The organism is Occallatibacter gabretensis (genome assembly GCF_001449115.1).
Lineage (GTDB): Bacteria > Acidobacteriota > Terriglobia > Terriglobales > Acidobacteriaceae > Telmatobacter > Telmatobacter gabretensis.
This window is the reverse complement of sequence record NZ_LAIJ01000012.1, coordinates 424,947-450,312: the sequence shown is the minus strand read 5'-3', so window position 1 is coordinate 450,312 and position 25,366 is coordinate 424,947. Positions and strand designations below refer to the sequence as shown.

The following is a 25,366-nucleotide window of genomic DNA, read 5'->3' as shown; positions in this document are numbered from 1 at the left end:
AAATGTGCGGAGCGAGGGATAAGGAAACAGGGACAAGGGACAAGAAAATGCTTTAGCCTGATGGGTGAACCCTTTTTTGCAATCGGATTTCCTGGTAATCGGCGCTGGCGTGGCCGGGCTGCGTGCGGCGGTTGAGTTGGCCGCCTATGGCTCCGTGCTTGTTGTCACGAAGGAAGCAGTGAGCGAGTCGAATACGCACTATGCGCAGGGCGGCATTGCTGTGGCGATGGAAGGCGATGCGGATGTAGCGCTGCACTTCGAAGACACAATTGTGGCTGGAGATGGATTGGTGGATCGCGCCGCCGCGGAGACGCTGGTGCGCGAGGGACCGCTGCGCGTGGCGGAGTTGATGGAGTGGGGTGCGCAGTTTGATCGCGAGGCAGGTCAATTGCTGCGTACGCGCGAGGCGGCGCATTCCAGGCCTCGAATTCTTCATGCAAATGGCGATGCGACAGGAGCAGAGATTGGACGCGCGCTGGCGGTGCTGGCAAGAAGTCAAGCCAACATTCGCTTTGCCGAGTGGACCACGGTTACGAACCTTGTGGTTGCCGATGGACGCGTTGTGGGCGCGGATCTGCTGGATCGCGATGGCGTACTTTCGCGAGTACCGGCGCGCGCGGTGCTCGTAGCTGCCGGCGGCGCGGGGCAGATGTATTCGCATACGACCAATCCGGCCGTGGCGACGGGCGATGGGCTGGCGCTTGCCTTGCGCGCCGGGGCCGAGCTGTCTGACATGGAGTTTTACCAGTTTCATCCCACGGCGCTGGCGCTGCCGGGTGTGCCGGCGTTTCTGCTCTCTGAGGCTCTGCGCGGCGAGGGCGCATGGCTGGTGAATGATCGCGGCGAGCGCTTTATGGAGCGCTACGATGCGCGGCTGGAGCTTGCGCCCCGCGATGTGGTGGCGCGCGCGGTATGGCGTGAAGGAATGGACGAGGCCGGGCGTCAGGCGCGGCAGGTGTATCTCGACATGCGGCATGTGACCGGAATAGATTTGCACAAGCGTTTTCCGGGCATCAGCGCGTTCCTGGCACAGCATGGGCTGGACCTGCATCGGGACCGGATTCCGATTCGTCCGGCGGCGCACTACCTGATGGGCGGCGTGAGGACCGATCTCGACGGGCGCACGCGGGTGCGTGGGCTGTATGCGGCAGGCGAGGCAGCATGTACTGGCCTGCATGGGGCGAATCGGCTTGCTTCGAACTCGCTGCTGGAAGGGCTGGTGTTTGGCGCGCGGGCTGCACAGGCTATGCTTGCCGATGCGCTGTCGCTTGCGGTGGTTCCGGATGCCGAGCCTATGCGGGCTGTGGCTGTGCCGGAAGGGCTAGTAGCGGAGATAGTTCAGGAACTGAGGCAGACAATGGACCGCTGCGCAGGCTTGCTGCGAGAGGAAAACGGCCTGCGTGACGGACTTGCTCTGCAGGCGCGTTGCGCGGAGGCTCTGGATGAGATTGCCGGGCGAGCCACGCCGTCGCGCGAGATTGTGGAAGCGCAGTCGCTGTGCGCGGTTGCAGAAGCGATCCTGAGTTCGGCGCTGGCGCGAACGGAGAGCCGTGGCGCACACTTTCGCACAGATTATCCCCGGCGGGATGATGAGCGATTCGGAAAGCACTCGATCTTTGACGGCAAGTACGTGACGTTTGCCGATTAAAGAGCAGGCGCGGCGATGATTGCAATGGTGCCGGTGGGATCTGTGCCAGTGGATGAGGTGGGGCCGGCATCGAGCTGGCCTTGCGTGGTGGAATCAAAGGTGAATGTGCTGAGATCCGGACTGCCACCGAAGTTTACGGCGAGGATGTATGCATTTGTGTTGTCTTCTGCGATTGCGGACGTGAGCGAACCGGCGGAAATAGTGTTGATAGCGGTTAAGGAGTAGCTGGTTCCAGAAGTTGAAGTTACGATAGAGAAACCGCTGATGTTTCCGCTGGAGCTGCCGCTGACGGCGCTGTTGGCCACGTAGACGATGCCAGTTGTGGGTAGGATGGCGGAAGGCCCGGTGCCGCCGGTTGCATAGGGCGAGCCGGAGATTTCACTGATGGCCGAGCTTCCGATGGTGAAGACGCGCAGACCGCCGGATTGTGTTCCACTTACGGCCACGGTTTCTCCCACATAGAGCAGGCGGCTCCCCGGATCGACGGCGACAGCGTTGTCGGCGCCGAGCGAGTTCTTCACACCAATTTTGCTCACTACGCCGAAGGGATTCGCGTTGCCTGAATTGAAGGCTACTACTGCGGTTCCGCCGGTTCCCATGGCGACAAAGACATACGGCGTAGCGGCTCCGCTGGGTGTGACGGCGATTTCCTTGAGTGTGGTGGCAGGGAGATTGACGGTTTGTGCGGTCCCGTTGAGGGCTCCGGTACTGGAGTCGAGGGGGAGAGCAGCCAGAACGCCGCTTCCGGAGACGGACTCGATAAGCCACGATCCGCTGGGGTCAACCTGCATGGCAAAGGCGGTGTCACTGCTGAGGATCTGGCCGCTGTCGCCGGCGGTCAGCGAGCCATCTGCGTTAATGGTGTAGTAAAGGATGCCGGAGAGGGTGCTGACATACAGGTAACTTCCACTGGGCGCGATGGCCATGGCCAGCGGCTGCGAGGGAAGCGAGTATGGGCTGTTCGTCACCGCGGTTGGAGATGAGGCGCCGGCGGCGAAAGCAAAGCCGGCGAGCTGATTGGTCTTTTGATTAAGGACGTAAAAGGTGCCGCTCACGGGATTGGTGCCGCCACCGCCGGAGTTGGGCAGCGGATCCCAGAATCCGGCGCAGCCGGAGATTGCGGCTACTGCAATTGCTGCTACGGCCACAATGATTCCGCGAACCCACCTGGCTGTCCTCATGACGCTCCTTGATATGTGCTTAGACTACCGCAAGATTGCCTAAGTTTATTGACGTGGAGGTGGTTCGATTCGTTCATGTTTGGCTGGCTGAATGGGCCTGCCATACGAGACGGGCTGCGACGAGGTCCTCAATGGCCATGCCGACGGATTTGAAGAGGATGCGGCTGCCGCGCGGGACGGGATATGCGGGATTCGCAAGAATCTCACCGATTTCGGCCTGGACGCGAGCGCCGGAGAGAAGAATGTCGCCTGATTCGCGCTCGACGCCCTGGCGCGATTCGGCAACGACCCAGCAGGAGCGGGCCGCTTCATCATCGAGCTCGCGCAGATGTGCGCCGACGGCTCCGACGGCAAGGATGACGGCTTTGGGCGAGAGCCAGTGGCCTTCGAGGACAGGCGTGGGCGATGCGGTTGCGGTGAGGACAATGTCAGAACCGGCGGCTTCTTCGAGTGTTGTGGCGCGAGCGCCATTCTCTGCCGCGAGCTGTTCGGCATTGGCGGAGGTGCGGGACCAGATGCGGATGTCGGTCAGCGAAGGGCGGACGCTGCGCAGAGTTTCCAGATGCGAGTGGGCCTGAACGCCTGCACCGAGGATGCCGAGGCTTGTGACGCCCGGGTCGGCGAGGGCATCAAGGGCGACTGCGGAGACAGCAGCGGTGCGCATGGCTGTGATCAGGCGGCCATCCATGACGGCAAGCGGCTCGCCGGTGGTACGGCTGAAGAGCGTGATGACGGCCATGTGGGTGTGGAGGCCGTGGTTTGCATTGCCGGGGAAGAAGGTGACGGATTTTACGCCCATGACTTCGCCGTGGATGACGGGCATGACGGCGAACCAGTCTTTATCGCTGGGGCGGAGGATGGAGCGCGGAGGCTGAACTACCTTGCTTTTTTCATCTTTGCCTGTGGAGTAGTCGATCAAGGCTTCGCGAATGGCGGGGATCAGCGCGTCGTATGTGAGAAGCGAGCGGACTTCTTCTTCCGGTATGTACATGGGCTAGTTGGGGCGCGTGGATGAGCCTGATCCAGACCGGCGGCGGAAGCGATCATCGACGGGCTGGCGACCCTGGAAGCCGGATTCGACGGTGTGCCAGTGCTCGATGGCCGGCTCGCCCAGACGCCAGCAGAGCAGCACCACCTCGTCTTCGAGGCGGAACGGGAAGTCGAGCAGGCCGGTGTCGAGGTCCTTGACCTGAACGCCGATGGCGTCGATTTCCGCGACGGTCTCCTTGACCTGCTTGAGGTGCTCTTCCATCTCGAAGCGGTCGCGGGCGACGGCGGCGACATCAACCCTCATGCCGCCGGAGATATAGATGCGGCGGATCAGTTCCTGCAGGCGGTTCTCGGCCAGCTCGGCGGACTGCTTGCCCTCAATGGCGCGCTTGAGGAGCGAGTCGAGGACGGGGAGCAGGGATTGTGCTTCGTCGATGGTGAAGGTCTTCATTGCGTGATCCTAGGATACTGCGTTTTGCGGTTGCTTTGGTTTGGGTGGTGGGTTTAAGCGGTTCGGCCGGGGGAATTCCAGGTTCCACAGAATCTGTGGAGAAAATCCGAGGTCCGAAAATACTATCTTGTTCCTTTTTATAGGTTTAGCCTTGCGCTCGCCCACAGATTTACTGAAACCACAGATTCTGTGGGGAGTGAAAAAATGTGTTTTTCGGTTAGGGGATTCTTATAGGCTGTTTATATTCATGCGATTGCGGGTAAATTTTTGCTGGAAAGAGGGTGCGAAATTGCGGTGAAATGCTGGTGAAAATGCCACTTTTTGAGCTCCAATCCGCGGAAATGCGAAGGCCCGGTCCTTAAGGACCGGGCCTTTTTTTGATTTCGAGATGATTATGGCACAGATGGCGGTAATTTTGTGCAAACTATCTTGAAAAAATTGAGGTTGTGGATTACAGACGGTGAGGCTGGCTTTTGTGGTATCCCTGGTCCCAAAATCGGGACCAGGGGCACCCGCAGCACTCCTCATTTTCCGGGATTGATCTCCAACATGCGGTCCAGGGCGACGCGGGCCCAGTGCTTGACGTTTTTGCGGACCTGGATGCGGTTGACGACGCGGCCTTCGACGAGGTTTTCGAGCGCCCAGGCCAGGTGCTGCGGGCTGATGCGGTACATGGTGGTGCAGAGGCAGCCGGTGTCGTCGAGGGTGATGATCTTTTTGCCCTCCGGGGCGAAACGTTTGGCCAGGCGGTTGATGAGATGGATTTCCGTTCCGATGGCAAAGGTGGTTCCGGCGGGGGCGTCTTCTACGAGTTGAATGAGGCGTTCCGTGGAGCCGAGGGCGTCGGCCTTCTGGCAGACCTCCCAGCGGCACTCCGGGTGGACGATGACCTGGATGCCGGGGTACTTGGCGCGGACTGCGTCCACATGGCTGGGCAGGAAGCGCTGATGGACCGAGCAGTGGCCTTTCCAGAGTAGGATGCGGGCAGAGTTGAGCTCGCTGGTGGAAAGGCCGCCCTGATTTACGGGGAGCTGAACGGCCCAGGGGTCCCAGATCTTCATTTCATCGAGGGGAATGCCCATGGCGAAGCCGGTGTTGCGGCCGAGGTGCTGATCGGGGAGGAAGAGGATCTGTTTTCCGCGCTGGAAGGCCCACTCGAAGGCCTGGCGGGCGTTCGAGGAGGTGCAGACGAGGCCGCCGTTTTCTCCGCAGAAGGCTTTGATGGCGGCGGAGGAGTTCATGTAGGTGATGGGAACGATCTTGCTTAGATCGCAGGTGCGCGCGAGCGCCTCCCAGCAGGCTTCAACCTGCGAGATCTCTGCCATATCGGCCATGGAGCAGCCGGCGTTCAGGTCGGGCAGGATGACCTGCTGCGAGTCGCGGCCAAGGACATCGGCGCTTTCTGCCATGAAGTGCACACCGCAGAAGATGAGGTATTTTGCGTCGGTCTCAGCGGCGATCTTCGAGAGTTTGTAGCTGTCGCCGGTGAAATCGGCGAAGCGGATGACTTCATCGCGCTGGTAGTGGTGGCCGAGGAGGATGGTGGAGGAGCCAAGTTTGGCGCGCGCCGCGGTGATGCGGTCATCCATGGTGTGGTCGGGGAGCGCGAGATAGTTTTCAAGACTGCACGAGTCAGCAGCCTGCGCAAGATCGTCAAGAACCAGAGTCACTGTATTCCGCCTTCAGCTCTGCCGGCCCGAAGTGCTGGTCCGGCGAACGGGGATGTTGAAAGCTTTCTTATCGGCTGCAGTGAGCGCGCTACTTTTCCGCCCACGGGGATGTTGCAGCCTGTTACATCATTCGATTTTAACAAACACGCACATGATTCAAATTTGTCGAGATTACGGTATTTTGAGTGAGGTATGGAGGAAGCTGTGAGCGAACTGGAGCAGGCACTTATCGGAGACAGCGCATATACGCCGCCGGCGCACATTCTGGAGGGGTTGACGCAGGAGTTGGCGCATAAAACGCCTGCGGGAGCGCCGCATTCGATTTATGAGGAGCTGTGGCATATCGCGTTCTGGCAGCAGATCACCCTGGAGTGGATTGCCGGCGTGGAGAGGCTGTATCCGGCGAGTCCGCGGGATGCGTTTCCGACGGTGCAGGACGCTGAGAAGGAATATTGGGGGCAGCTTTGCGAGCGATTTCTGGCGGGGAACCGAAAGGCGGGCGAGGCGGCGAAGGATGAGGGACGGTTGAATGTGCCGGTGCGTTGCACGTCACGGCCCGACGAGCCGGTGCGCGTAATGACGGTGCGGGAGCAGCTGGAAAGCCTGGCGGCGCACAACGGGTATCACTTTGGGCGGATTGTGCTGCTTCGGCAGCTGCTGGGTGCGTGGCCGCCGCCGAAGGGTGGGTTTGATTGGTGAGGGCGAAAGAGCCGGGACAAGGGAACGAGAAAAAGCAAAAGCAGGTCCTTCGACTCACCACCCCCAAACTGAAGTACGTTTAGGGCCCGTTCGCTCAGGATGACACCTCATTTTTGTTTTGAGGTTATGTATGCGCTAAAGCTCGTACCCTTTGTGTCCGTTTGTGAGGGGTTGAGGCGGGCGATTATGATGGTGGTTCATGGGAACGCCTTTACCAATTGAGCAAGCCAGCGTTGGCATGGCGGACTCCATCATTCTGATGATCCTGGCGTTGGTGGTTTTTGGGCCGCGCAAGCTTCCGCAGATTGGCCGGCAGATCGGCAAGCTGATGTACGAATTCCGCAAGGCTTCCAATGATTTCAAGTTCCAGATGGAAGAAGAGTTGCGGATGTCTGAAGAGGCTGAACGGAAGCAGAAGGAAGAGGCGCAACGGCAGCAGACGCTGGCTGCGCAGTCGGTCTCTGCCCCGGCTTTGGCCGCGCCGCTGGAAGATCCTACCGTGGAGAAAATGCCCGAGGTACAGCCGCCGCGCATGTCTGCACCGATTTCGGAGTCTCCATCGACGCTGGTGATTCAGCCGCCTTCGACGGGCGAGACGGTTGCCGCCGCGAAGCCGGTTTCGAGAGCGGATGTGACGGAGCCTGTTGTGGAGGCGAACATCGGAGCGGAAGATGCCGCACCATCCTTGCCGACATCGCCATCTGAATCCTTATCGGCGGGAGAGACGGTGAGCCAGCATGGTTGATGCCGGGGATGCAATCGGCAAAGCTCGCGCCGCGGTGAGCGAGCGCGCGGACCTGCCCGGCATGAGCCTGATGGAGCATCTGGAGGAGCTGCGCAAGAGAATTGTGCACTCCGCGATTTATCTTGCAGCCGGATTCTTTATCGCGTTTTATTTTCACGACCGGCTGTATGGACTGGTTCAGGCGCCGATCAACAAGCTCAATTTGAAGCTGAACATGACACATCCGATGGATGGCATGAACCTGTCGATGCAGGTGGCTTTGATTGGAGGAGCGATTCTGGCGGCTCCGTTCATTCTTTACCAGGTGTGGCTGTTTATCTCGCCGGGGCTGTATCAAAAAGAGCGGCGGTTTGTGATTCCGTTTATGACGGCCACGCTTGGGCTGTTTTTAACGGGTGCTTCGTTTGGATATTTTTTCGTGTTTCCGAGCGCACTGAAGATTTTGATCTTCGGCTTCGGCAAGCCGTTCAATCCGATGATCACGATTGAGGATTACACAGGCTTCTTTATGTCAATCATCCTGGGGTTGGGCATCAGCTTTGAGCTGCCGATCCTGATTTTCTTTCTGGCAATGTTCGGGATTGTGAGCCCGAAGTTTCTGTGGAAGAACATTCGTTATGCGATTTTGATTATTTTCATCGTGGCGGCGATTATTACGCCAACGCCTGATCCGTGGACGATGTGCGCGTATGCGGTCCCGATGTTTTCGCTCTATCTGCTTGGGATAGGCGTGGCGTGGTGGGTGCATCCGGAGCGGCGGCGCAAGAAAGAAGCGGCGCGGGCCGCATAAGGCAGGTCGGATGAAGGCATTTCTGCGGCGGTTGGCTCTTGTTGTGTTTGCGGGATGCGCAGGCGCGCTTTCATTGGCGGCGCAGGGGCACTTCAGTGGCGAGCACGCCATGCAATACACGCGGGAGTTTGTGGCGATTGGGCCGCGCTGGCCTACGAGCCTGGGCCACCTGAAGGCTGAAGCGTATCTTCGCGCGCATTTTCAGCACGACCAGGTGGAAGAAGATACCTTTACCGCGGACACGCCGATTGGGCCTGTGGCGCTGCGAAATTTTATCGTGAAGTTTCCGGGCAAGAAGCAGGGCATTGTTGTGCTGGCGTCGCACTACGAGACGAATTATCCTCTGCGGAATATCAATTTTGTGGGCGCGAATGACGGCGGCTCGACGACGGGGCTGCTGATGGCGATTGCCGATACGCTACGCGGTAAACCTAACGATGGCTATTCGGTGTGGCTGGTATTTTTTGACGGAGAAGAGGCATTCCAGACCTGGTCACAGTCGGATTCGACGTATGGAAGTCGGCACCTGGCGGCGAAGTGGGGACGTGACGGAACGCTGCCGAAGATCAAGGCGTTTGTGCTGGCGGACATGATTGGCGATAAGGATCTGGACATTCAGCGCGAGACGAATTCAACGCCGTGGCTAAGCGACCTGGTGAAGCAGGCTGCGCACAAGTTTGGATACGACAAGTATTTCTTCCAGACGGACGAGGCGGTGGAGGACGATCATCTGCCGTTCGTGCATCGTGGAGTGCCGAGCGTGGATGTGATCGACCTGAATTACGGGCCGAACAATGCGTACCATCACACGGCGCAGGACACAATGGACAAGATCAGCACGAAGAGCCTGACGATGGATGGCGACGTGTTTCTTGAGACGATCAAGCTTATAAACCAACGATAGTAAGGCGGCTTGTCATGGCTCAGGATATTACGACGTTGTTTCTGGCGTACTCGCGCAAGAAGCTGCTGGATCAGTATTGGCCGCGGATGCGCGGAGCTGTCGAGCCGCTTACGGATGAGCAGGTGTGGTGGCGTCCGAACGATGCATCCAACAGTATCGGGAATCTTCTGCTGCATCTGAACGGCAATGTGCGCCAGTGGCTGGTGGATTCATTCAACGGACAAAAGGATGAGCGCAATCGTCCGCTGGAATTCAGCGAGCAAGATGGGATTTCTGCGGCAGAGTTATTGGAAAGACTCGGCGCGACGCTGGGCGACGCAGAGAAGGTGCTGGCACGGCTCACGGCGGATGAGCTTACTGCGCCGATGGAGATTCAGGGCTATCACGTGTCCGGCCTCGATGCGGTGTACCAGGTTGTCGAGCACTTCGGACTGCACTACGGGCAGATTCTCTACATTGTGAAGATGCTGACCGGAGCGGATTTGAAGCTCTATCGCGAGCTGAATGTGGCGGGGCACTCGGATTTGAGCGCGGCGCATCCGTAGCTTACTTTGCTTTGCCCGCCACGCTGATCAGGTCGGCTTTCTGATCGATTTTGCTGAGGCGATACATCAGCATGGCGTCGCGCTTGGTGTTGATGGGCTGCGTGGAGAGATCAATGGTTTCACCCGGTGCGTGCGCGCCTTCGCCGGTTGCGCCAATGCCGGCGAGGCCGGGAAGAATGTCCGCGACGAATGCGATGTCGCCCGCGCCTCGCTTCATGGGATCGAGCTCCGGCATTGCGCCAAAGCCAAGACTTGCATTGGCCTGATTGAGAACGCCGAGCAGGGCGCGGCTCTGCGCGGTGGGCGCCATGGCGGGGTAGCCCTCGCTGAAGGTGAGGGTTGCGCCGGTTTTTGCCAGATGCTGCGCGACGATGGATTGCATCTTTTTCTCGACGCGTTCGGATTGTTCATTGGAGATGGTGCGGATGTCGCCGCTGGCGTAGGCCGTGGGGGGAATTACATTGCCCTTGCCGGTCGCGGTGGCGTTGTTGCCCGAGTCATCGACGGTGAGGCTTGTACCGCCGACAAGGAGGCCCACGTTGAAGGTGAGATATTGCTCAGGAAGCTGCGTGCGAAAGGCATCCAGGATGCGAGTGAGCTCGTAGATTGCGCCATAGCCTTTGCTGGAGCCGAAGATGCCGGTGGAGTGGCCTGTTTCGCCCGTGGTGTTGATGTGCCACGAGATGGAGCTGCGCCGGCTGACGCTGCCGTAAAAGATGCCGTCCTGGCGCGGCGTGCCCTCGAATTCGAGTGCGACGTCACTGTGTTTTGCGGCGGCGATCATGTCACGCCGTGAGATGCTGGCTGGCTCGCCGTGCGCTTCTTCATCGCCACTGAGAACGATGGTGATCTCCGTTTGTTTCAGCACATCTGCGGCCTGCATGGCTTTGAGCGCGAAGAGCATGTCGACGAGACCGCCCTTCATGTCGTTGACGCCTGGGCCGGTGCCGATGTGGCCCTGCACGGTGTATTGCTGAAAGGGACTGTCTTTATCGAAGACCGTGTCCATGTGACCGATGAGAAGCATCCGCTTGCCGCATGTGTTGGGCTGCGGACATGGATGCTCGGCGACCAGGGCGCCGGCACGGTGCACTGCATCCATGTTGACCCAATGTACCTGGAAGCCGAGCGAGCTGAGCTGGTCCATCATGATCTTGCCAACGGCGCGGACGCCTTCGAGGTTATGTGTGCCACTGTTGATATTCACCAGCTGCTCGAGCATCTGGCTCGACGCCTGTTCGTTGGTATCGATGTACGCTACCATTGCCTTTTCCGCAGGGGAGAGCGGCTGTACGGATTGCGAGTGGATGGCGAGCGCAAAGACAGAGGCAAGCGTGAATGGAAGAAATGCATGAGAGATGCGGCGCATAGGTGTGCTGAGGATAACAGGAGCCGGCAAATCGGCTGCCGGGAAAGTCCGCCAACTCTTAACATTGCTCTGACACTAAGCTGCAGCGCGGACGATAGAGTAATGACCATGCTTTCTGCTATTTATCAGCTTCGCATGGCAGCTATTATGTTTCTTCTTTTGCTGGCAGCTTCCGTCAGCTTTGCCCAGGTGGATCGCAGCGGATTGAATGGTGTGGTGAGCGATCCGGCGGGCCGCGTGCTGCCGCAGGCACGCATTACGGCGGTTCAGAATGCGACCGATCTGCGCCGCGAAACGGAATCGCGTTCCGATGGAAGCTATAGCATTCTTGAGCTGCCGGTGGGCGTCTACACGATCACGTTTGCCCATGCGGGATTCAAGAGCATCACGTTTGTAAGCGTGGAAGAAGTGATCGGGAGGACGCGCACGCTGAATGCGACGCTACAGGTATCGGGCGGCGAGCAGCGTGTAGAAGTTCCCTCCAGCTCGGCTTTGATCGATCGCACTACCGGCGCGGTGACAGGCCTGATTGAGAAAACACAGGCCAACGAATTGCCGCTGAATGGCCGCAACTGGGCGGCGCTGACGGCGTTCATTCCCGGCGCCATTGACACGGGTGGCAGCAACCAGCGGACGATTCGCTTTGCCGGGCGCGGTCTGGACGACAGCAACTTTACTTACGACGGTGTGGACGCCACCAACATTGTGAATCAGACACAGCGCCAATGGGTGAGGCTTGCAATTCCGCTGGATGCGATCTCGGAGTTCCGGGTGGATTCGCTGATGTCGACCGCGGAGGTGGGCGCTACGGGAGGCGCGCAGCTGGATGTGACTTCGCCGAGCGGCACCAACGCGCTGCATGGACGGATCTTCGAGTACCTGCGCAATGACGCTTTTGACGCACCGCTGCCTCTGTGGGCCTCGAAGGGTGAGACACAGCAACCGCTGCGCCTGAATCAGTTTGGCGGATCACTGGGCGGGCCGATCATACGCGACAAGACGTTTTTCTTCCTCGCCGCTGAAGCTTACCGGCAGAACTGGGGCTACCCGGTGAGTGGAGACGTGCCGAGCCAGGCGCTCATTGCGTCGGTTCCATCGACTTCGCCGGTGTACAACATCCTGCACGGATATCCTGGCGCCGGTCCAAATACAATTCTGACACCGACCAGCGACCCGGACATCGACCTGCTGACATGCGCATGCACGCAGGTGGTGAACGAGAGCTCGTTCATGCTGCGACTGGACCAGCACTTCACATCGAAGACGACGGGCTTTATGCGCTTTAATTACGACCGGTCAGTGGATACGCAGCCGCTTTCGGCCTCTGCGACGGATCTGACGCAGAAGGTCTCCGCGCCGGTGAACGGCATGCTGGAGCTGCTGCACATTTTCAATTCTCACTTCGTGAATGAGTCCAAGGTTGCCTTCAACCGCTCCAGCGACAACCAGTACAACTACAGCAACTCCGGGATTGCTTATCAGATTGCGGTTTCAACGCCTTCTTCTCCGGGAGTGATCACGCAGAATTACGACTACACCAGCGTTTATGTGGGCAACTCGTATTCCGCAATTGACAACCTGACCTGGACGCATGACCGGCATACTTTCAAGGCCGGAATGGAGTTCCGCTACATTCAGGTGAACCAGGAATATGGCGAGCACGGGACGGTTACGTTTAATACCGTGGAGGACCTGGCGGCGAACAACGTGAAAAAGGCCAGCCTGACAGGCTCTCTGCCGGTGAACGGATTGCGCAAGAACAATTACTTCTTCTATGCGCAGGATGAGTTCAAGTGGCGGCCGAATCTCACGCTCAACCTGGGCCTGCGTTACACCATCTTCAATCTCTTTGATGAGGCGCATGGAAAGGCCAACCCCTTTGATTTTGATACCTGCGGTCCGCAGGGATTCTGCGGCGTGGGCGCAAGCTTTGGCAACCAGAATTACGGCGATATTGATCCGCGTGTGGCCTTTGTGTGGGAGCCGCGAAAGAACGGAGGGACCGTGATCCGCGGCGGATTCGGCATGTACCACGAGGACGGACAACTGGACGATCAGAATCTGCCGGCCAAGAACGAGGTTCCCTCCTATTCGAAGACAAGCAGCGCGACCAATCCGATTTCCTATCCGGTCACATTTGGTGCGGGAACCATCTCACCGAATGCCGAACAGCGAAATCGCAAGGACTCGTATACCGAGCAGTGGAGCCTCTCGGCGCAGCAGGAACTGCCTGCGAAATTCGTCGGCACTCTCTCCTACCTGGGAAGCCATGGCGTGCATCTGCTGGATACGAACGTGGTGAACCTGATCGATCCGACGACGGGATTGGTGCAGTATCCGGCCTTTGCCCCGGCGATCGGCTGGCGCGGTTCGATCGGAATGAGCTCTTACAGCGGCTTGTCGGCGGCGCTGCGGCGAGCGTTTTCAAGCGGCCTGCTGGTGACGGGCAATTACATGTGGTCGCACGAGATCGATAACGGATCGAATGGAAGCGGCGACGGCGACAACCAGGACCCGCAGAATCCGTTGTGTCTGGCTTGCGATCGCACCAGCGGCAACTGGGATGCGCGCAATGTGTTCAACGGCAACGCGGTGTATGAACTTCCCTTTGGCCAGGGCAAGCCGATGCTGAACGAGAACGGGATTGTGAACGCCATTGTGGGCAACTGGGAGCTGACAACAACGGCGCTGGCCCGCACAGGCTTTCCGGTGAATGTAGTGATGCCTTCAAGCTACACCGCGCCGGATGGGGCCTCCGGCACACAGCGCCCTGATCTTATTCCGGGCGTTTCTCTCACGCCTTCAGGAGGCAGAAACGTGGCAGGGTGGATCAATCCGGCTGCATTCGCGACTCCGGCTGGAGAGTTCGGCACTGCGCCGCGCAACCTGATTCGCGGGCCGGGCACCTGGCAGATCGATCTTGGCGCCGGTAAGACGTTCCCGCTGGGGGAGCGCGCGCGGCTCGAGTTCCGCTCGGAGTTTTACAACATCTTCAATCATCCGCAGCTTGGCGAGCCGCAGGCTACTTTCAATCCGGCGAACACGACCGGCTTCGGCAGCATCATTACGACGGTGAACCTGAACGTATCGCCGATTACGCCGGTAGGATCAGGCACGCCGCGTGAGATGCAGTTTGCGCTGAAGCTGGAATTCTGACCATTGCGCCTGACGGTCCTGTAGCATCGTGCCTATGATCGGCGGAGCCTCATGGACGTGGTGGGTTGGCTTTCACGCAGCGGTAATTATGCTGGTGGTTGTGGACTCGCTGCTGACCGGCGGGCACAGGAGCGACAAGGCAAACCAGAGGATTGCTCTGGCATGGACACTGGCGCTTTTTGTTGCTTCGGGGTGCTTCGCGGCCTGGATTACGATGAAGGACGGGCACGCCCTGGGGCTGCAGTGGATTGCAGGGTACTCGATTGAGACTTCGCTGAGTATCGACAATCTTTTTGTCTTTCTTGTGCTGTTTCGCGGGTTCGGCATCGACAAAGAAGGGCAGCATCACGCGCTGGCGTGGGGCGTGGCTGGAGCGATTGTGCTGCGCGCCGGATTTATTGCAGTCGGCGTGACGCTGCTGCAGCATTTTGAGTGGATCACATGGATATTTGGCCTGCTGCTGCTGTATGCGGCGTGGAAGCTGCTGCGCGGCGGCTCGGCCAAGGAAGTGATTCCGGAGTGGATTCGCAAGCTGCAGCCGGCGAAGGGGTCGCTCTTACCGGTGATTCTCGCGGTGGAGGTGACGGATCTGCTCTTTGCGGTGGACTCGATTCCCGCGGTGCTGGCGATTTCGCGGAATCCGTTTATCGTGTACACGTCAAACATTGCGGCGATTCTGGGGCTGCGGTCGCTGTATTTTGTGTTGTCTGGCCTGCTGGACCGGTTGCGCTATCTGCACTATGGGCTGGGCATACTGCTGGCGTTTGTGGCTTTCAAGATGCTGGTTGCGCACTGGATCGAGATTCCGATTACAGTTTCTCTGGGCGTGATTGCGGGGATCCTGGGTGTGTGCGCGGCGGTTTCGTTACTGGCGAAGGGTGGGGAGCAGAACCCCTCTGCGTAAAGCGTTGAGGAGATTCCCGAAATTGACACAGGTGCTACATAGGTTCTCCGCGCGCGCGAAGGCGGTACATCGTTGATTGCCCTGCGCTGTTCCCTGATATTCTCAACGTGAACGCTGTGCTCATGACATTCCCCATGTCACTCAAATCTTTGCTCTCCCGAATGAAACTTTCATTCTTTGCTGCTGCAATTCTGCCAGTCGCGATGCTGGCTGGATGTAATCGCCTGCACCCGGACAACCATGAGACGGTTTACGTGGTGGCGCAGCAGCAGTATCTGCATGACCGGGTGGCTGCGGTGTCAAACCGCGTTGGCGAGGTAAAGAACGGGCAGAAGCTGGAGGTGCTGGAGCATGGGCGGCGCTTCCTGAAGGTCAAGACGGAAAAGAACGAAATTGGCTGGCTTGAGCAGCATGCCGTGATTGACCAGCCGACCTACGAGTCTTTTGCGAAGATTGGCCAGCAGCACAAGAATGACAACGTGGTCGCGAGGGCGGTGTTGCGGGACGACGTGTTTCTGCATCTTGCGCCGGGGCGCGATACGGAGCGTTACTATCTGCTGCCGGCAAATGACAAGGTAGAGCTGCTGGTGAGGGCTTCGGTGGCGAAGGCGGCAGCAGGTGCGCCGGTTCGCAAGCCTGCGGGGAGTGCGCCGGCTGCGAATGCTCCGGTGGCGCCGAAGGCAGGAAAGACGGCAGCACCGAACGCGGCCGCAACGCCGGCATCAGGTGCGGTTCCGACTGGCCTTGTCGCAGGAGGCCCTGCGGCTGCACCGATCCTGGAGGACTGGTGGCTGGTGCGCGATGGCCAGGGCCGCGCTGGATGGGTGCTTTCCAGCAGGATGGATATCGATGTGCCGGACGAGATTGCGCAGTATGCCGAGGGGCAACGCATCATTGGTGCATACGTACTGACCAAGGTATCGGACGAGAATGTGGACAAGGACGGCCAGCCGGTGACGACTGAGAAGCCGGAGTTTGTTACGGTGCTTGCTCCGCCGAAGGCCGGGCTGCCGTTTGATTTCGACCAGGTGCGCGTGTTTACGTGGAGCGCCAAGCGGCACCGCTATGAGACGGCCTTCCGTCTGCATCCGATTGCGGGCTTTCTGCCGGTGAAGGTGACGCAGGCTTCCGTGCCCAAGGGGCCGGGTGTGCCGGGCGGCGTGGCTCCGCAGTTCAGCTTCCTGCTGGGCTTGCCGGAGAGCGTAAAGGTTGATCCGGAAACCGGCGTCGTGAGCCCGGTTGCGCCGCGCACGTTGAACTATCAGCTGATTGATACGACGGTGAAGCGCGTAGGGCCGGATATGGACCCGATTCCTTCTTCGCGCAAGGAAGAAGAGAAGGGCGCTAAGGGTGGGAAGAAGCCAGGGGCGAAGACGGGGAAGAAGAAAAAGTAGTTTTGATATAGTCGAAGGCAATTCCCGTAACTGTTTGCTGAATGATTAACACTTCGCTTTTCTTCTCGTTTTCTGGCCGGGGCTGGATTGCCGGTGCTGCGACAGTTGTATGCCTGCTTGCCTCCGATTATCTAACGGGGCTGTATTATCACGACTCCAATTATTACGCCCATAATGGCTGGCCGAAGCTAGCCGCATTTTGGGCGGCGGGCGTGATTGTGCAATTCCTCTTGCCTGGGCGAGAAGAGGTTTTGGACGGAACCGGCGAGGTTGTCGAGCAGAGATCGATTCTGAAGCACCGGGATAAGTTGTTCTATATTCCAGTTCGATTCTGGCCGATGATTTCCTTCGTCCTTGGAATCATCTTCTATTTTGTTCGCGACTAGCTGCGGGCTTCAGTTCGCGTGCGCTGGCTCTCTCTTCAGAGGAAGAATCTGCGATGCAACCAGCCCTCAGACGTGCTTTGCGGTGCTGGACAAGTTTTGCCAGCACTTGCTCAGAAGTGAGTACCCGTGAGGGGTCTGCTTTAACTTCTTCATAGCTTGCCACGACTTCAGTTCGCAGCCAATGCTCCAGCGCTTCATCTTCCCGTTGAAGGGCGCGCAAGCCATCACGAATGACTTCGCTCTCCGAGGCGTAATTTCCGGACTCAACTTTCTTGCGGACCATACCGGCTAGCTCGTTGGGGAGTGTGATGCTCATTTGCTTTGTGGAACGCATGATGGCCTCAGATAGGATTTAATCCTACTTGATTTTTCCATCCATTCCAGCAATTGTCCAGATGCTTAGCCGCGTCGCTTCAGTTCGCGCTCGACTACTCGGCGCATTTCGGCTTCTGGCGGCGTTTTGCCGGTCCAGATTTCGAATTGGCGCACGCCTTGTTGCACGAACATTTCGAGGCCACTGATGGTGGGAATGCCGCGTGATCTGGCGAGGCGAAGCAGAGGCGTTTCAAGCGGGTTATAGACCATTTCGAAAATCAGGTTGGCGTTGAGCTCGCTTTCTGCCAGTGGCAGCGGCTGCGCGGAGCCTTTCATGCCGCAGGGCGTGGAGTTGAGGATGGCGTCGAAGCGATGTTTTGTGAGCTGATTGTGCTTGAGAGCTTTTGCTTTTGCGGCGCGGGCCAGGGCTACGGCATTTTCATGCGTGCGGTTGATGATGAAGACCTCTGCGCCTGCATCGACGAGCCCGAAGACCGCCGCGCGGGCTGCTCCGCCTGCGCCGAGAACGGCGATGCGCGCGCCTTTTAGCTGGATGCGCTGGGCGAGTGGGTTTACGATGCCGTGGACATCGGTGTTGTAGCCGGAGAGCTTGCCGTCTGCGGAGACGCGCAGCGTGTTGACGGCCCCGATGCGACGGGCGATGGGGTCGATGTGATCGAGGTACGGAAGGACCTCGAGCTTGAGCGGCATGGTGATCGCCGCTCCGCTCATGGGCAGCTCGATCATGAGTGCGATGAGGTCGGCCGCAGTTTTGGCCTTGAGCGGAAGCAGGACAGCGTTTACTTTTTCGCGTTGGAAGGCGGTGTTGTGCATCAGCGGTGAGAGCGAGTGCGTGATGGGATTGCCAGCGACGCCGAAGATGCGGGTCTCGGCGTTGAGCTTGTCGGCGCGGTAGAGGCGGCGCAGCGTGCGGGCGGAGACCTGGCCCGGCGCGGTTTCGGAACCATCCACCAAGGATGCGAAGGTGAAGGTCGCGCCCTCGCGCGGGCCGAGAACGCGGCTCACCAGGCCTTCTTCGCCCATGGCAATGCCGACGACGCGCGACGATGTGGCGCGGTCTTCTATGAGGCGCAGGATGGCGAGGTTGTCGGAGAGCGTCTGTGCGGTGGAGACAACCTTGATGTAATCCGGCGCGAAGGCGGCTATGCGACCTGCGGCGCGGTCCAGATGGCGAGTTTTGGAGAAGTCATGGAAGCTGATGAGCAGTGATGCGCCTGCGGAGTGCAGAGCGGTACGGAATTTTTCGAGCTGCGCGGAAGAGGCTTCTTCGGCGGATTCGACTTCGAGATCAATGATTCTGCATCCGGTGCGTGAGGCCTTGAGCAGGATTGCAAGCTCGTCTGACAAGGGCCCAACAAAGTGCCCGCCGTTGGGTTTGCGGCGGCATGTGCCGATGGCTACGACGCTGGGATTTGCGGTGAGAAATGCTTTCAGGCGCGGCAGTGCGGCGGCGGGATTTCTGAGCGAATCGAGACGGAATTCGAGGAATTTTGCGTCTTTGAGAGCCCGTGCTGCGCGGTCCAGCATCTCAGCAGGCGTGGCGGCCTGTATGGCGACGCAGATCTTTCCGTGGCGAAGTTTTGGGCCTGACAGTGGGGACTTGGGCGCAGTTTTCATACGGTCAACTGTCCTATCGTAGAAGGGTTGAACGCTGCGGTACAAGGCATTGCATGCGCCCGGTGTGGCAAGCTAGTTCTTTGGAGGAATGTTTGCCGATGCCAGCCGATACCGTTGCCGCTTTGCTTGTGACTGAAGAGATTCATGCCTGGGATGAAGGCGGGGCCGAGTCCGCAGAAGCGCTGGACAAGTGGGTTAGTGCGCGCCTTGCGGCGCATGAGGAGGCGCTGGCTGCGCTGCTGGCGGTCCCAGGGCAGCGGACGCTCGAAAACACGCTGCGGCTGTATGACGCGGCGATCGAGCAGCTGAGCCTGGCCGGGTCGCAGGCTGGCGTGCTGAACTCCGTGGCTGCGGATAAGGGTGTGCGCGATGCGGCGCAGACGGCTGCGCAGCGGGTCTCGCAGGCCGGCGCGGCGCTGAGCCTGAATCGCGGGGTGTATGACGCGCTGGCTGCAATGGGCAGGACCGGAACCAGTGACGCGACAAAGCATTATGTGGAGCGCACGCTGCTGGGGTATCGGCTGGCCGGCGTGGACAAGGACGAGGCTACGCGCATGCATCTGCAGCAGCTACATGAGCAGGCGACGAAGCACTCGCTGGATTTCAGCCGGAACATCCAGGAGGGCGCAAAGACGATTGAGGCCGCGCTGGAGGAGCTGGACGGTTTGCCGGCCGATTACCTGGCACGGCATCCGGCAAATGCTGAGGGCAAAGTGACGATTTCGACGGATCAGCCCGATATGCAGCCGGTCATGACATTTGCGGCGAACGGAGAGCTGCGCGAGCGGATGTATCTGGCGTACAACACGCGGGCGTATCCGGCGAACAAGACGATCCTGGAAGATTTGCTCAAGACGCGGCAGGAAATCGCGTCAGTGCTTGGCTTTAGAAGTTGGGCCGATCTGGCGACCGCGGACCAGATGATGGGTTCGGCGAAGAATGTGCGTGCGTTTCTGCACAAGCTGGATGAGGCTAGCCGCGAGGGTGCGAAGCGCGAGCACGAGATGATTCTGGAATTTGCACGGGAGCAGCAGCCGAAGAATGAGCCGCGACTTGACGAGATCGACATTACCAGCCGCGGCTACTGGTATGAACAGTTCCGGCGGGCAAAGTTTGATTTTGATTCGCAGTCCGTGCGGCCTTATTTTCCGTACGAGCAGGTGGAGGCAGGCGTGCTGGCGACGGCGGCGCGGCTGTTCAAGGTAGAGTTTCGGGCGTCGGATGCGACTGCCTGGGACAAGGCTGTGAAGGTCTTTGATGTGTTCGAAGGTGGTAAGCGGATCGGGCGGTTTTATCTCGACATGCATCCGCGCGAGGGCAAGGATAAGTGGTTTTCGGCTGCGCCGGTGGTGACGGGCGTGAAGGGGCGCTATCTGCCGGAGGTTTCGCTGATCTGCAACTTCCCCGGCGGCGAAGAGGGTGGGTCAGATCAGAAGGACCCGGGACTGATGCAGTACAACGACGTGGTGACGTACTTCCATGAATTCGGGCACCTGATGCACGCGATTCTGGGCGGCCACACAGAGTGGGCCGGGCTTTCAGGATTTGCGACGGAGGGAGATTTCATTGAGGTGCCTTCGCAGATGCTGGAGGAGTTTTTCCGCGACGTGAAGCTGCTGCAGAGCTTTGCAAAGCACCACGAAACGGGCGAGGTTCTGCCGGCGGAGATCATTCAGCGGATGAAGGCCGCGAGTGCGTTTGGACGTGCGGATGGAATGCGGCAGCAGATTTACTACACGGCAATTTCGCTGAATCTGCATGATGAAGACCCGGCGCAGATCGATCTGGACAAGACGATTCATTCGCTCTACACCAGCCTGCTGCCGTGGAAGTGGCTGGACGGCAGCCGCATGTATGCGAGCTTCGGGCATCTGACGGGTTACTCGTCGAACTACTATACGTACGCCTTCGACAAGGTGATCGCGCTGGACTTCTTTGCGCAGTTCGATCCGGAAAATCTGCTCGACGGTGACGCAGCCACGCGCTATCGTAAGGCGGTGCTGGAGCAGGGCGGCTCAAAGCCGGGGCGGACGATGGTTCGCGATTTTCTGGGCAGGGACGAGGAATTTGAGGCTTTTCAGAGATGGCTCGGCGAGGAATTCGAGATGGGGAAATTCGAAAGCAAACCGGCGCTGGCTTAAGCGTTGCGGACTTTCGGCGCATCGCGCTCAGCATGGAAGGCGCGGAGGAAGGCTCGCACATGGGCTCGGCGGATTTCCGCGTCGGCGGGCGCATCTTTGCTACGCTGGCCATGCAAAGCAAAGGCTACGGAAACCTGATGCTGACACCGGGGATGCAAGCGGGCTTTATCGCTGAGCAGCCAGAGGTATTTCTGCCGGTTTTTGGCGGATGGGGACGCATGGGCGCCACACATGTGTTGCTGGCCGCAGCCAATGAGGACTTGCTTACCGGTGCGCTGCACACTGCCTGGAAGCTGCGCGTAGAGAAGAACCGTAAGCCGGCGAAGAAACGCGCAGCAACGAAGAAGCGAGCGGAAAATTGATGCCCAGATCGGGCTCAAAGGCCGGGATCAGGCACCGGGCGCTGACATGACAAAGGAATTGAAGAAGCGTGTCACGTCCTGTTCGTGCCGCGCACCGGCGGTGGGAAAGAGCGCCATCAGGGTATAGAGCCGGTCATTTGCTCCGGGGAGCTTCACATAGATCAACCGCGCATTCAGAACGCCGCCCGAGGCATTGTGCGCCAGAATCTCCCGCCCCGGAGATCCGCCGGCGACGATTCGGGTCTGGCTCATCAGCGTCGTCTGTGTGCGGCTAAGCATTCCGTCCTGGGCCTGGTCCAGCGTGCGGTCCGGCACGTTATTGTTGATGCGCGCGATGGGCGGATTGTCCTGCCAGGTGATGGCGTAAACCGTGTCGTCGTCAGAGGTTGACTCCAGCATTTTGACCGGCTCCGTGCTCCCGGTTTCATTGAAGGCAGGAGCTTCGGAATCTCGCGTGCCTGCGGGCAGTTCGACGGTGAACCCGTCAGCGGGACGGGAGATGGACCGCCATTTCGCCTTCGACGGTTTCATCGCGTTCAGGGCTGCACTGACGCCGCTGGTGCTTTCACCGGTATTTTCACTGGCGGAACTGGCTCCTAGCATATGTCCGACCCCAAGTCGCTGCCGGTCGCTGTATACCAGAAACCCCGCGCCACCGATGACGATCAGCACAATCAGAATGTATGGCCAGTTCTTCACAACTATTAGAGTGCCAATCGGGAATCGCGCGCGCAATAGAATAATGCTCTGTTTTCATACATTTTCGGGCTCAAAAAAATCCTTCCGGAAGTCGAGCAACCATTCCCCGGGGCTTGGCGTCTTATTTATTAACAAGCAGAGGCTTCCCCGTAGTATCACCCTCCAAGGTAGGAAACCATCCTCTTTGAAGGTCGTTTACGATCTTCACCTCAATCCCCCCTTTCTGGATACCCCACCCCCAATGCCTCTCTAGCGGGCCTGCCGGAAGGCAGGCCCACAAGCTTTATTCCGGCTGAAATAATTTCTCTCCCGCTAAAATGAAGTCCATGCCCTCCAGCATCCCCATTACCCGCTCCGTTTCCGCGCTTGCGAAATCCGCTGGTGCAGAATCCCTCATTGAGGCGCAGATTGATGCGCGCATTGAGGACCAGATCGAGCAGGTTGACGCTCTGTTTTCTGCAGCCGGATTGGTTCGCGGTCAGACAGAGAAGGCTGCAGGCGGTCGCAAAACCACCCCGCGCCACGATCTAAGCAATAAGAGTCCCGACGATCTACGTCCGGCTGCCGCCGAGCCAATTCACGCCGGCAATGGCGTCGAATGGGTTTCTGCGCCGGCCCTTAAGCGAATTTCATGGCTATGGCACGGCTTCAGCACACGGCGCGGCGGTATGAGTACCGCCTATGCAGCAGAAGGCGAGCCAGCAGAGCTGAATCTGGGCTTTACCGCGGACGATACACGCGAACATGTGCTGCGCAACCGCGAGCTCTTCGCCGAAGCCATTACCGGCAATGCTTCCACACCGATCGTGACCATTCGGCAAATTCATTCGAGCATGGTGGCTGTGGCGGATTCATCGCATATTGGTCAGCCATGCGAGGGAGACGGGCTGATGACCGACAAGCCCGGCCTGCTGCTCGGCATTCTGACTGCGGATTGCACGCCCGTTCTGGTGACTGACCGCAAGAAGAAGGTTGTTGCTGCTTTCCACGCCGGCTGGCGCGGCACCGTCAAGCGCATTGTAGAGAGCGGCATTGGGCGGATGCGGCTGGAATTCGGCTCGGATCCCGAGGATCTGGTTGCGGCGATCGGCCCAAGCATTGGGCCATGCTGCTATGCCGTGGGTGAGGACGTATTTTCGGAGTTCACTTCGCAGTTTGCCTACGCGCCGGAGCTGTTTCACGAGGTCTATGACTCAGACTCTGTAAAGCAGGAATATCCCCTGCTGTTTCTTACGCAGCGCGCGCCTGGAGACTCGTCCCAAGGCCCGGGTTTGCATCTGGATGTGGCGGAAGCGAACCGCAGGCAACTGCTCGATGCAGGCCTTAAACCGCGCAATATCAGTATGGTTGGCGGTTGCACCCGATGCCAGCCTGAGCTTTTCTTCTCGCACCGTGGCTCACAGGGCCGCGCGGGCCGGATGCTGAGCGTGGTCGGCATCCGGGGCTGAATTTCGACGCGTTTGTGTGTAAGCCGGATTCCCGCGCGGCTTACTCCGTCTTTTCCCCTTTAGACGCCGCTTTGGCCTCGTCCGGATTAACCAGGTCGCGCAACTCCTTGGAGGGCTTGAAGTAGGGCACACGCTTAGCAGGCACCTCGACGCGCTCGCCTGTCTTGGGGTTGCGTCCGATGCGGGGATTGCGCTGGCGGATACGAAACGACCCGAATCCGCGAATCTCGATCTTGTCGCCAGTCTGCAGAGCATTGATCACCGACTCAAAGATGGTTTCGACGATCACCTCGCCGTCGCGGCGAGTCAGATCTCCCAGGCTGGTTACTTTCTCTACAAGGTCCGCCTTCGTCATGCCTCGTTCGCCTCCGCTACCAAGCATACCCAAAATCGACGCGTGGTGCGCGAAAAAGACGCGACTTGCTGTGGATTTGACCTTTATGCATCAGTCATTTGGCGTATAAGCCCGCATACTGCAAGGCTTCGAAACGTTCGCAGGCCAGCGCGTATATCATGTGCAAAGTACCCCAAGTTCGCCTGGACAATCGCTTGCCCGGGGCCAAAAGAGACTTGTTAAGTGACGCCGTATCCCAAATACAGCATTGTTGTCCCGGCATATAACGAGCGGGCGCGCATTCTACCAACGCTGGAGGCCGTGATAGCGGCCGTTCGCAGCCATGGATGGTTCGCGGAGGTCATCGTCGTCAATGACGGCTCTACCGACGAGACCGCCAGCTTGGTAAAAAAATTTGCTCTCACTGCTCCGGAAGTCCGGTTGATGGAGAACCCCGGTAACCGCGGCAAGGGATACAGCGTTCGCTCGGGTCTGCTGCACGCGCTGGGAGAGGTGGTCATGTTCACGGATGCCGATCTCTCAGCGCCGATTGACGAGGCCCAGCGGCTGTTTGACGCCATTGCCGCCGGCGCAGATATTGCCATTGGCTCGCGCTGGCTGGCGACCAGCCGCCAAACTCACCGCCAGCCGCTGTACCGGCAGATTTTTGGCCGTTGCTTCAATCTACTGACCCGCGCCGTGATGCGCCTACCGTATGCGGATACGCAGTGCGGCTTCAAGGCTTTTACTCGCGAGGCCGCGCAGACTGTATTCCAATTGCAGACAATTGAGCGCTGGGGCTTCGATCCGGAGATCCTCTTCATTGCGCGCAAGCGCGGCTTCCGTGTGCAGGAGGTTCCGGTGAGCTGGGCGCATGACGCGCGCTCGCGCATCAGTTATCTGCGCGACGGGCTGCAGATGTTGAAGGAATTAGCGATTGTGCGCTGGAATGCCCTCGTCGGGCGGTATGGCAAGAAGGTCGCGATCATCGAAAGACAGCGGGAAGGCTGAGAAGAGGGCAAGGGAACGCAGCTTCTATTTCGCGCTCTCCGCCACACCGGTAAAACTGCAATCAGCATAAATGCAATTGCAGCGGTAGCGCGTCCCAGTTCGATGTGCGGCATTGAATGACCTCATCCCGCAGTTTTATTTCACTCGTGTCGCGGTCAGTTCTTCCGTGGCGAACTCTCCGACCTTGCGCGTGAACTTGATGGAGTCGCCATCCATCTTGCCGGTATAGATGATCCGCAGCGCACTGCCCTGAAAGTCAAGCGGTTCGACAAAGCTGATGGAATCGCCATCCACCTTGCCTTCTGCAATGTCCGTGCTCCCGAACTGTTCATTTACCGCTTTGCCGGTCAGTTTTGTTCCATCCACATGAAACTCGAATGTATATTTCTGCGGCCCAATTTGTGTGTCGAACTGTGCCGTCCATTTGCCGTTGAAATCACCGGCAAAGGCAGTGGCAGCGGAGAGCAGAAAAAGCAATGCAAAAGCCCACAATTTACGCATCATGCTTAGCCTCCGGGGAAAACAACGCTTTGGGCGGATCATATCACCGGAGCTGTTTGGGCAGCTCCGCCCTTAGGCGCAGGTG

The 25,366-nt window shown here is 59.0% G+C and carries 24 protein-coding genes; 14 read left to right on the top strand and 10 right to left on the bottom strand.

The genetic code is table 11. The features are described from left to right. Positions 1-64: 64 nt before the first annotated feature. Positions 65-1,648 carry an L-aspartate oxidase gene (gene nadB, locus VO84_RS21125; RefSeq protein WP_082662254.1) on the top strand — a complete coding sequence of 528 codons (1,584 nt, stop codon included), beginning with the start codon at positions 65-67 and terminating at the stop codon, positions 1,646-1,648. Here nadB and VO84_RS21120 read toward each other — a convergent pair. The 4 genes from VO84_RS21120 to nadA all read right to left on the bottom strand — a co-directional run bounded on the left by VO84_RS21120 (position 1,645) and on the right by nadA (position 5,940). Further along, complete coding sequence (locus VO84_RS21120; RefSeq protein WP_058189749.1) at positions 1,645-2,829, bottom strand: lactonase family protein; 1,185 nt, start codon at positions 2,827-2,829, stop codon at positions 1,645-1,647. The two genes, nadB and VO84_RS21120, sit on opposite strands and share 4 nt — an antisense overlap. Before the next feature lie 73 nt (positions 2,830-2,902). Next, the gene (locus VO84_RS21115) at positions 2,903-3,820 is read right to left on the bottom strand and encodes an ornithine cyclodeaminase family protein (protein WP_058189748.1); all 918 of its coding nucleotides are present in this window, start codon (positions 3,818-3,820) and stop codon (positions 2,903-2,905) included. Between the two features lie 3 nt (positions 3,821-3,823). After that, a complete protein-coding gene (locus VO84_RS21110; RefSeq protein WP_058189747.1) occupies positions 3,824-4,270 on the bottom strand; it encodes a DUF2203 domain-containing protein in 447 nt (148 codons plus the stop codon). A gap of 524 nt (positions 4,271-4,794) precedes the next feature. After that, positions 4,795-5,940, bottom strand: a complete 1,146-nt coding sequence (gene nadA / locus VO84_RS21100; protein WP_058189745.1) for a quinolinate synthase NadA — start codon at positions 5,938-5,940, stop codon at positions 4,795-4,797. Between the two features lie 204 nt (positions 5,941-6,144). Between nadA and VO84_RS21095 the strand changes: the two genes are divergently transcribed. The 5 genes from VO84_RS21095 (at position 6,145) to VO84_RS21075 (ending at position 9,623) form a co-directional block, all read left to right on the top strand. Continuing rightward, on the top strand, positions 6,145-6,639 hold the full coding sequence (locus tag VO84_RS21095) for a DinB family protein (RefSeq protein ID WP_197414149.1): 495 nt from the start codon (positions 6,145-6,147) through the stop codon (positions 6,637-6,639). Positions 6,640-6,838: 199 nt separating this feature from the next. Continuing rightward, positions 6,839-7,384, top strand: coding sequence for a twin-arginine translocase TatA/TatE family subunit (locus tag VO84_RS21090; RefSeq protein ID WP_058189743.1), 546 nt, complete (start codon positions 6,839-6,841; stop codon positions 7,382-7,384). Beyond that, the gene (gene tatC / locus VO84_RS21085) at positions 7,377-8,174 is read left to right on the top strand and encodes a twin-arginine translocase subunit TatC (RefSeq protein ID WP_058189742.1); all 798 of its coding nucleotides are present in this window, start codon (positions 7,377-7,379) and stop codon (positions 8,172-8,174) included. The genes VO84_RS21090 and tatC overlap by 8 nt, the downstream gene beginning before the upstream one ends. Before the next feature lie 10 nt (positions 8,175-8,184). Continuing rightward, on the top strand, positions 8,185-9,078 hold the full coding sequence (locus tag VO84_RS21080) for a M28 family peptidase (protein WP_058189741.1): 894 nt from the start codon (positions 8,185-8,187) through the stop codon (positions 9,076-9,078). 14 nt (positions 9,079-9,092) lie between these two features. Then, a complete protein-coding gene (locus VO84_RS21075) occupies positions 9,093-9,623 on the top strand; it encodes a DUF1572 family protein (protein WP_058189740.1) in 531 nt (176 codons plus the stop codon). Position 9,624: 1 nt separating this feature from the next. Here the strand turns inward: VO84_RS21075 and VO84_RS21070 are convergent, their stop codons facing one another. Further along, a complete protein-coding gene (locus VO84_RS21070) occupies positions 9,625-10,992 on the bottom strand; it encodes a M20/M25/M40 family metallo-hydrolase (RefSeq protein WP_058189739.1) in 1,368 nt (455 codons plus the stop codon). Positions 10,993-11,100: 108 nt separating this feature from the next. Here VO84_RS21070 and VO84_RS21065 point away from each other — a divergent pair, with 108 nt between their 5' ends. From VO84_RS21065 to VO84_RS21050, 4 genes are all read left to right on the top strand, one after another. Continuing rightward, positions 11,101-14,148, top strand: coding sequence for a TonB-dependent receptor (locus tag VO84_RS21065; RefSeq protein WP_197414148.1), 3,048 nt, complete (start codon positions 11,101-11,103; stop codon positions 14,146-14,148). Between the two features lie 34 nt (positions 14,149-14,182). After that, positions 14,183-15,052, top strand: a complete 870-nt coding sequence (locus VO84_RS21060) for a TerC family protein (RefSeq protein ID WP_058189737.1) — start codon at positions 14,183-14,185, stop codon at positions 15,050-15,052. Positions 15,053-15,213: 161 nt separating this feature from the next. Then, complete coding sequence (locus tag VO84_RS21055) at positions 15,214-16,446, top strand: SH3 domain-containing protein (protein WP_058189736.1); 1,233 nt, start codon at positions 15,214-15,216, stop codon at positions 16,444-16,446. A 41-nt stretch (positions 16,447-16,487) separates the two neighbouring features. Next, positions 16,488-16,832 carry a hypothetical protein gene (locus VO84_RS21050; protein ID WP_058189735.1) on the top strand — a complete coding sequence of 115 codons (345 nt, stop codon included), beginning with the start codon at positions 16,488-16,490 and terminating at the stop codon, positions 16,830-16,832. Here VO84_RS21050 and VO84_RS22320 read toward each other — a convergent pair. Together VO84_RS22320 and aroE are read right to left on the bottom strand one after the other, a co-directional pair. Continuing rightward, complete coding sequence (locus VO84_RS22320) at positions 16,807-17,166, bottom strand: type II toxin-antitoxin system ParD family antitoxin (RefSeq protein WP_082662252.1); 360 nt, start codon at positions 17,164-17,166, stop codon at positions 16,807-16,809. The genes VO84_RS21050 and VO84_RS22320 overlap by 26 nt on opposite strands. Before the next feature lie 65 nt (positions 17,167-17,231). Further along, entirely contained in the window at positions 17,232-18,785 is a 1,554-nt protein-coding gene (gene aroE, locus VO84_RS21045; protein ID WP_058189734.1) for a shikimate dehydrogenase, read from the bottom strand. Between the two features lie 98 nt (positions 18,786-18,883). On the opposite strand from aroE, the gene VO84_RS21040 reads away from it, so the two are divergent. Together VO84_RS21040 and VO84_RS21035 are read left to right on the top strand one after the other, a co-directional pair. Beyond that, positions 18,884-20,926: a M3 family metallopeptidase gene (locus VO84_RS21040; protein ID WP_058189733.1), complete on the top strand. Its 2,043-nt coding sequence runs from the start codon at positions 18,884-18,886 to the stop codon at positions 20,924-20,926. Next, positions 20,869-21,288: an MmcQ/YjbR family DNA-binding protein gene (locus VO84_RS21035; RefSeq protein ID WP_082662251.1), complete on the top strand. Its 420-nt coding sequence runs from the start codon at positions 20,869-20,871 to the stop codon at positions 21,286-21,288. The genes VO84_RS21040 and VO84_RS21035 overlap by 58 nt, the downstream gene beginning before the upstream one ends. A 27-nt stretch (positions 21,289-21,315) precedes the next feature. Here the strand turns inward: VO84_RS21035 and VO84_RS21030 are convergent, their stop codons facing one another. Continuing rightward, complete coding sequence (locus VO84_RS21030) at positions 21,316-21,987, bottom strand: hypothetical protein (RefSeq protein WP_157440042.1); 672 nt, start codon at positions 21,985-21,987, stop codon at positions 21,316-21,318. Between the two features lie 326 nt (positions 21,988-22,313). Between VO84_RS21030 and pgeF the strand changes: the two genes are divergently transcribed. After that, the gene (gene pgeF, locus VO84_RS21025; RefSeq protein ID WP_082662281.1) at positions 22,314-23,435 is read left to right on the top strand and encodes a peptidoglycan editing factor PgeF; all 1,122 of its coding nucleotides are present in this window, start codon (positions 22,314-22,316) and stop codon (positions 23,433-23,435) included. 40 nt (positions 23,436-23,475) lie between these two features. Here pgeF and VO84_RS21020 read toward each other — a convergent pair whose 3' ends face one another. Then, the gene (locus VO84_RS21020; protein ID WP_058189730.1) at positions 23,476-23,790 is read right to left on the bottom strand and encodes an integration host factor subunit beta; all 315 of its coding nucleotides are present in this window, start codon (positions 23,788-23,790) and stop codon (positions 23,476-23,478) included. 222 nt (positions 23,791-24,012) lie between these two features. On the opposite strand from VO84_RS21020, the gene VO84_RS21015 reads away from it, so the two are divergent. Continuing rightward, positions 24,013-24,780, top strand: coding sequence for a dolichyl-phosphate beta-glucosyltransferase (locus tag VO84_RS21015; protein ID WP_058189729.1), 768 nt, complete (start codon positions 24,013-24,015; stop codon positions 24,778-24,780). A 135-nt stretch (positions 24,781-24,915) separates the two neighbouring features. Here VO84_RS21015 and VO84_RS21010 read toward each other — a convergent pair whose 3' ends face one another. Continuing rightward, positions 24,916-25,284: a hypothetical protein gene (locus VO84_RS21010; protein WP_058189728.1), complete on the bottom strand. Its 369-nt coding sequence runs from the start codon at positions 25,282-25,284 to the stop codon at positions 24,916-24,918. Positions 25,285-25,366 lie beyond the last annotated feature (82 nt).

Coding starts and splice junctions, on each gene's coding strand:
- VO84_RS21120 (WP_058189749.1), bottom strand. CDS start 2,829: ATGAGGACAGCCAGGTGGGTTCGCGGAATCATTGTGGCCGTAGCAGCA.
- VO84_RS21115 (WP_058189748.1), bottom strand. CDS start 3,820: ATGTACATACCGGAAGAAGAAGTCCGCTCGCTTCTCACATACGACGCG.
- VO84_RS21110 (WP_058189747.1), bottom strand. CDS start 4,270: ATGAAGACCTTCACCATCGACGAAGCACAATCCCTGCTCCCCGTCCTC.
- VO84_RS21090 (WP_058189743.1), top strand. CDS start 6,839: ATGGGAACGCCTTTACCAATTGAGCAAGCCAGCGTTGGCATGGCGGAC.
- tatC (WP_058189742.1), top strand. CDS start 7,377: ATGGTTGATGCCGGGGATGCAATCGGCAAAGCTCGCGCCGCGGTGAGC.
- VO84_RS21080 (WP_058189741.1), top strand. CDS start 8,185: ATGAAGGCATTTCTGCGGCGGTTGGCTCTTGTTGTGTTTGCGGGATGC.
- VO84_RS21075 (WP_058189740.1), top strand. CDS start 9,093: ATGGCTCAGGATATTACGACGTTGTTTCTGGCGTACTCGCGCAAGAAG.
- VO84_RS21070 (WP_058189739.1), bottom strand. CDS start 10,992: ATGCGCCGCATCTCTCATGCATTTCTTCCATTCACGCTTGCCTCTGTC.
- VO84_RS21065 (WP_197414148.1), top strand. CDS start 11,101: ATGCTTTCTGCTATTTATCAGCTTCGCATGGCAGCTATTATGTTTCTT.
- VO84_RS21060 (WP_058189737.1), top strand. CDS start 14,183: ATGATCGGCGGAGCCTCATGGACGTGGTGGGTTGGCTTTCACGCAGCG.
- VO84_RS21055 (WP_058189736.1), top strand. CDS start 15,214: ATGAAACTTTCATTCTTTGCTGCTGCAATTCTGCCAGTCGCGATGCTG.
- VO84_RS21050 (WP_058189735.1), top strand. CDS start 16,488: ATGATTAACACTTCGCTTTTCTTCTCGTTTTCTGGCCGGGGCTGGATT.
- VO84_RS22320 (WP_082662252.1), bottom strand. CDS start 17,166: ATGCGTTCCACAAAGCAAATGAGCATCACACTCCCCAACGAGCTAGCC.
- aroE (WP_058189734.1), bottom strand. CDS start 18,785: ATGAAAACTGCGCCCAAGTCCCCACTGTCAGGCCCAAAACTTCGCCAC.
- VO84_RS21040 (WP_058189733.1), top strand. CDS start 18,884: ATGCCAGCCGATACCGTTGCCGCTTTGCTTGTGACTGAAGAGATTCAT.
- VO84_RS21035 (WP_082662251.1), top strand. CDS start 20,869: ATGGCTCGGCGAGGAATTCGAGATGGGGAAATTCGAAAGCAAACCGGC.
- pgeF (WP_082662281.1), top strand. CDS start 22,314: ATGCCCTCCAGCATCCCCATTACCCGCTCCGTTTCCGCGCTTGCGAAA.
- VO84_RS21020 (WP_058189730.1), bottom strand. CDS start 23,790: ATGACGAAGGCGGACCTTGTAGAGAAAGTAACCAGCCTGGGAGATCTG.
- VO84_RS21010 (WP_058189728.1), bottom strand. CDS start 25,284: ATGATGCGTAAATTGTGGGCTTTTGCATTGCTTTTTCTGCTCTCCGCT.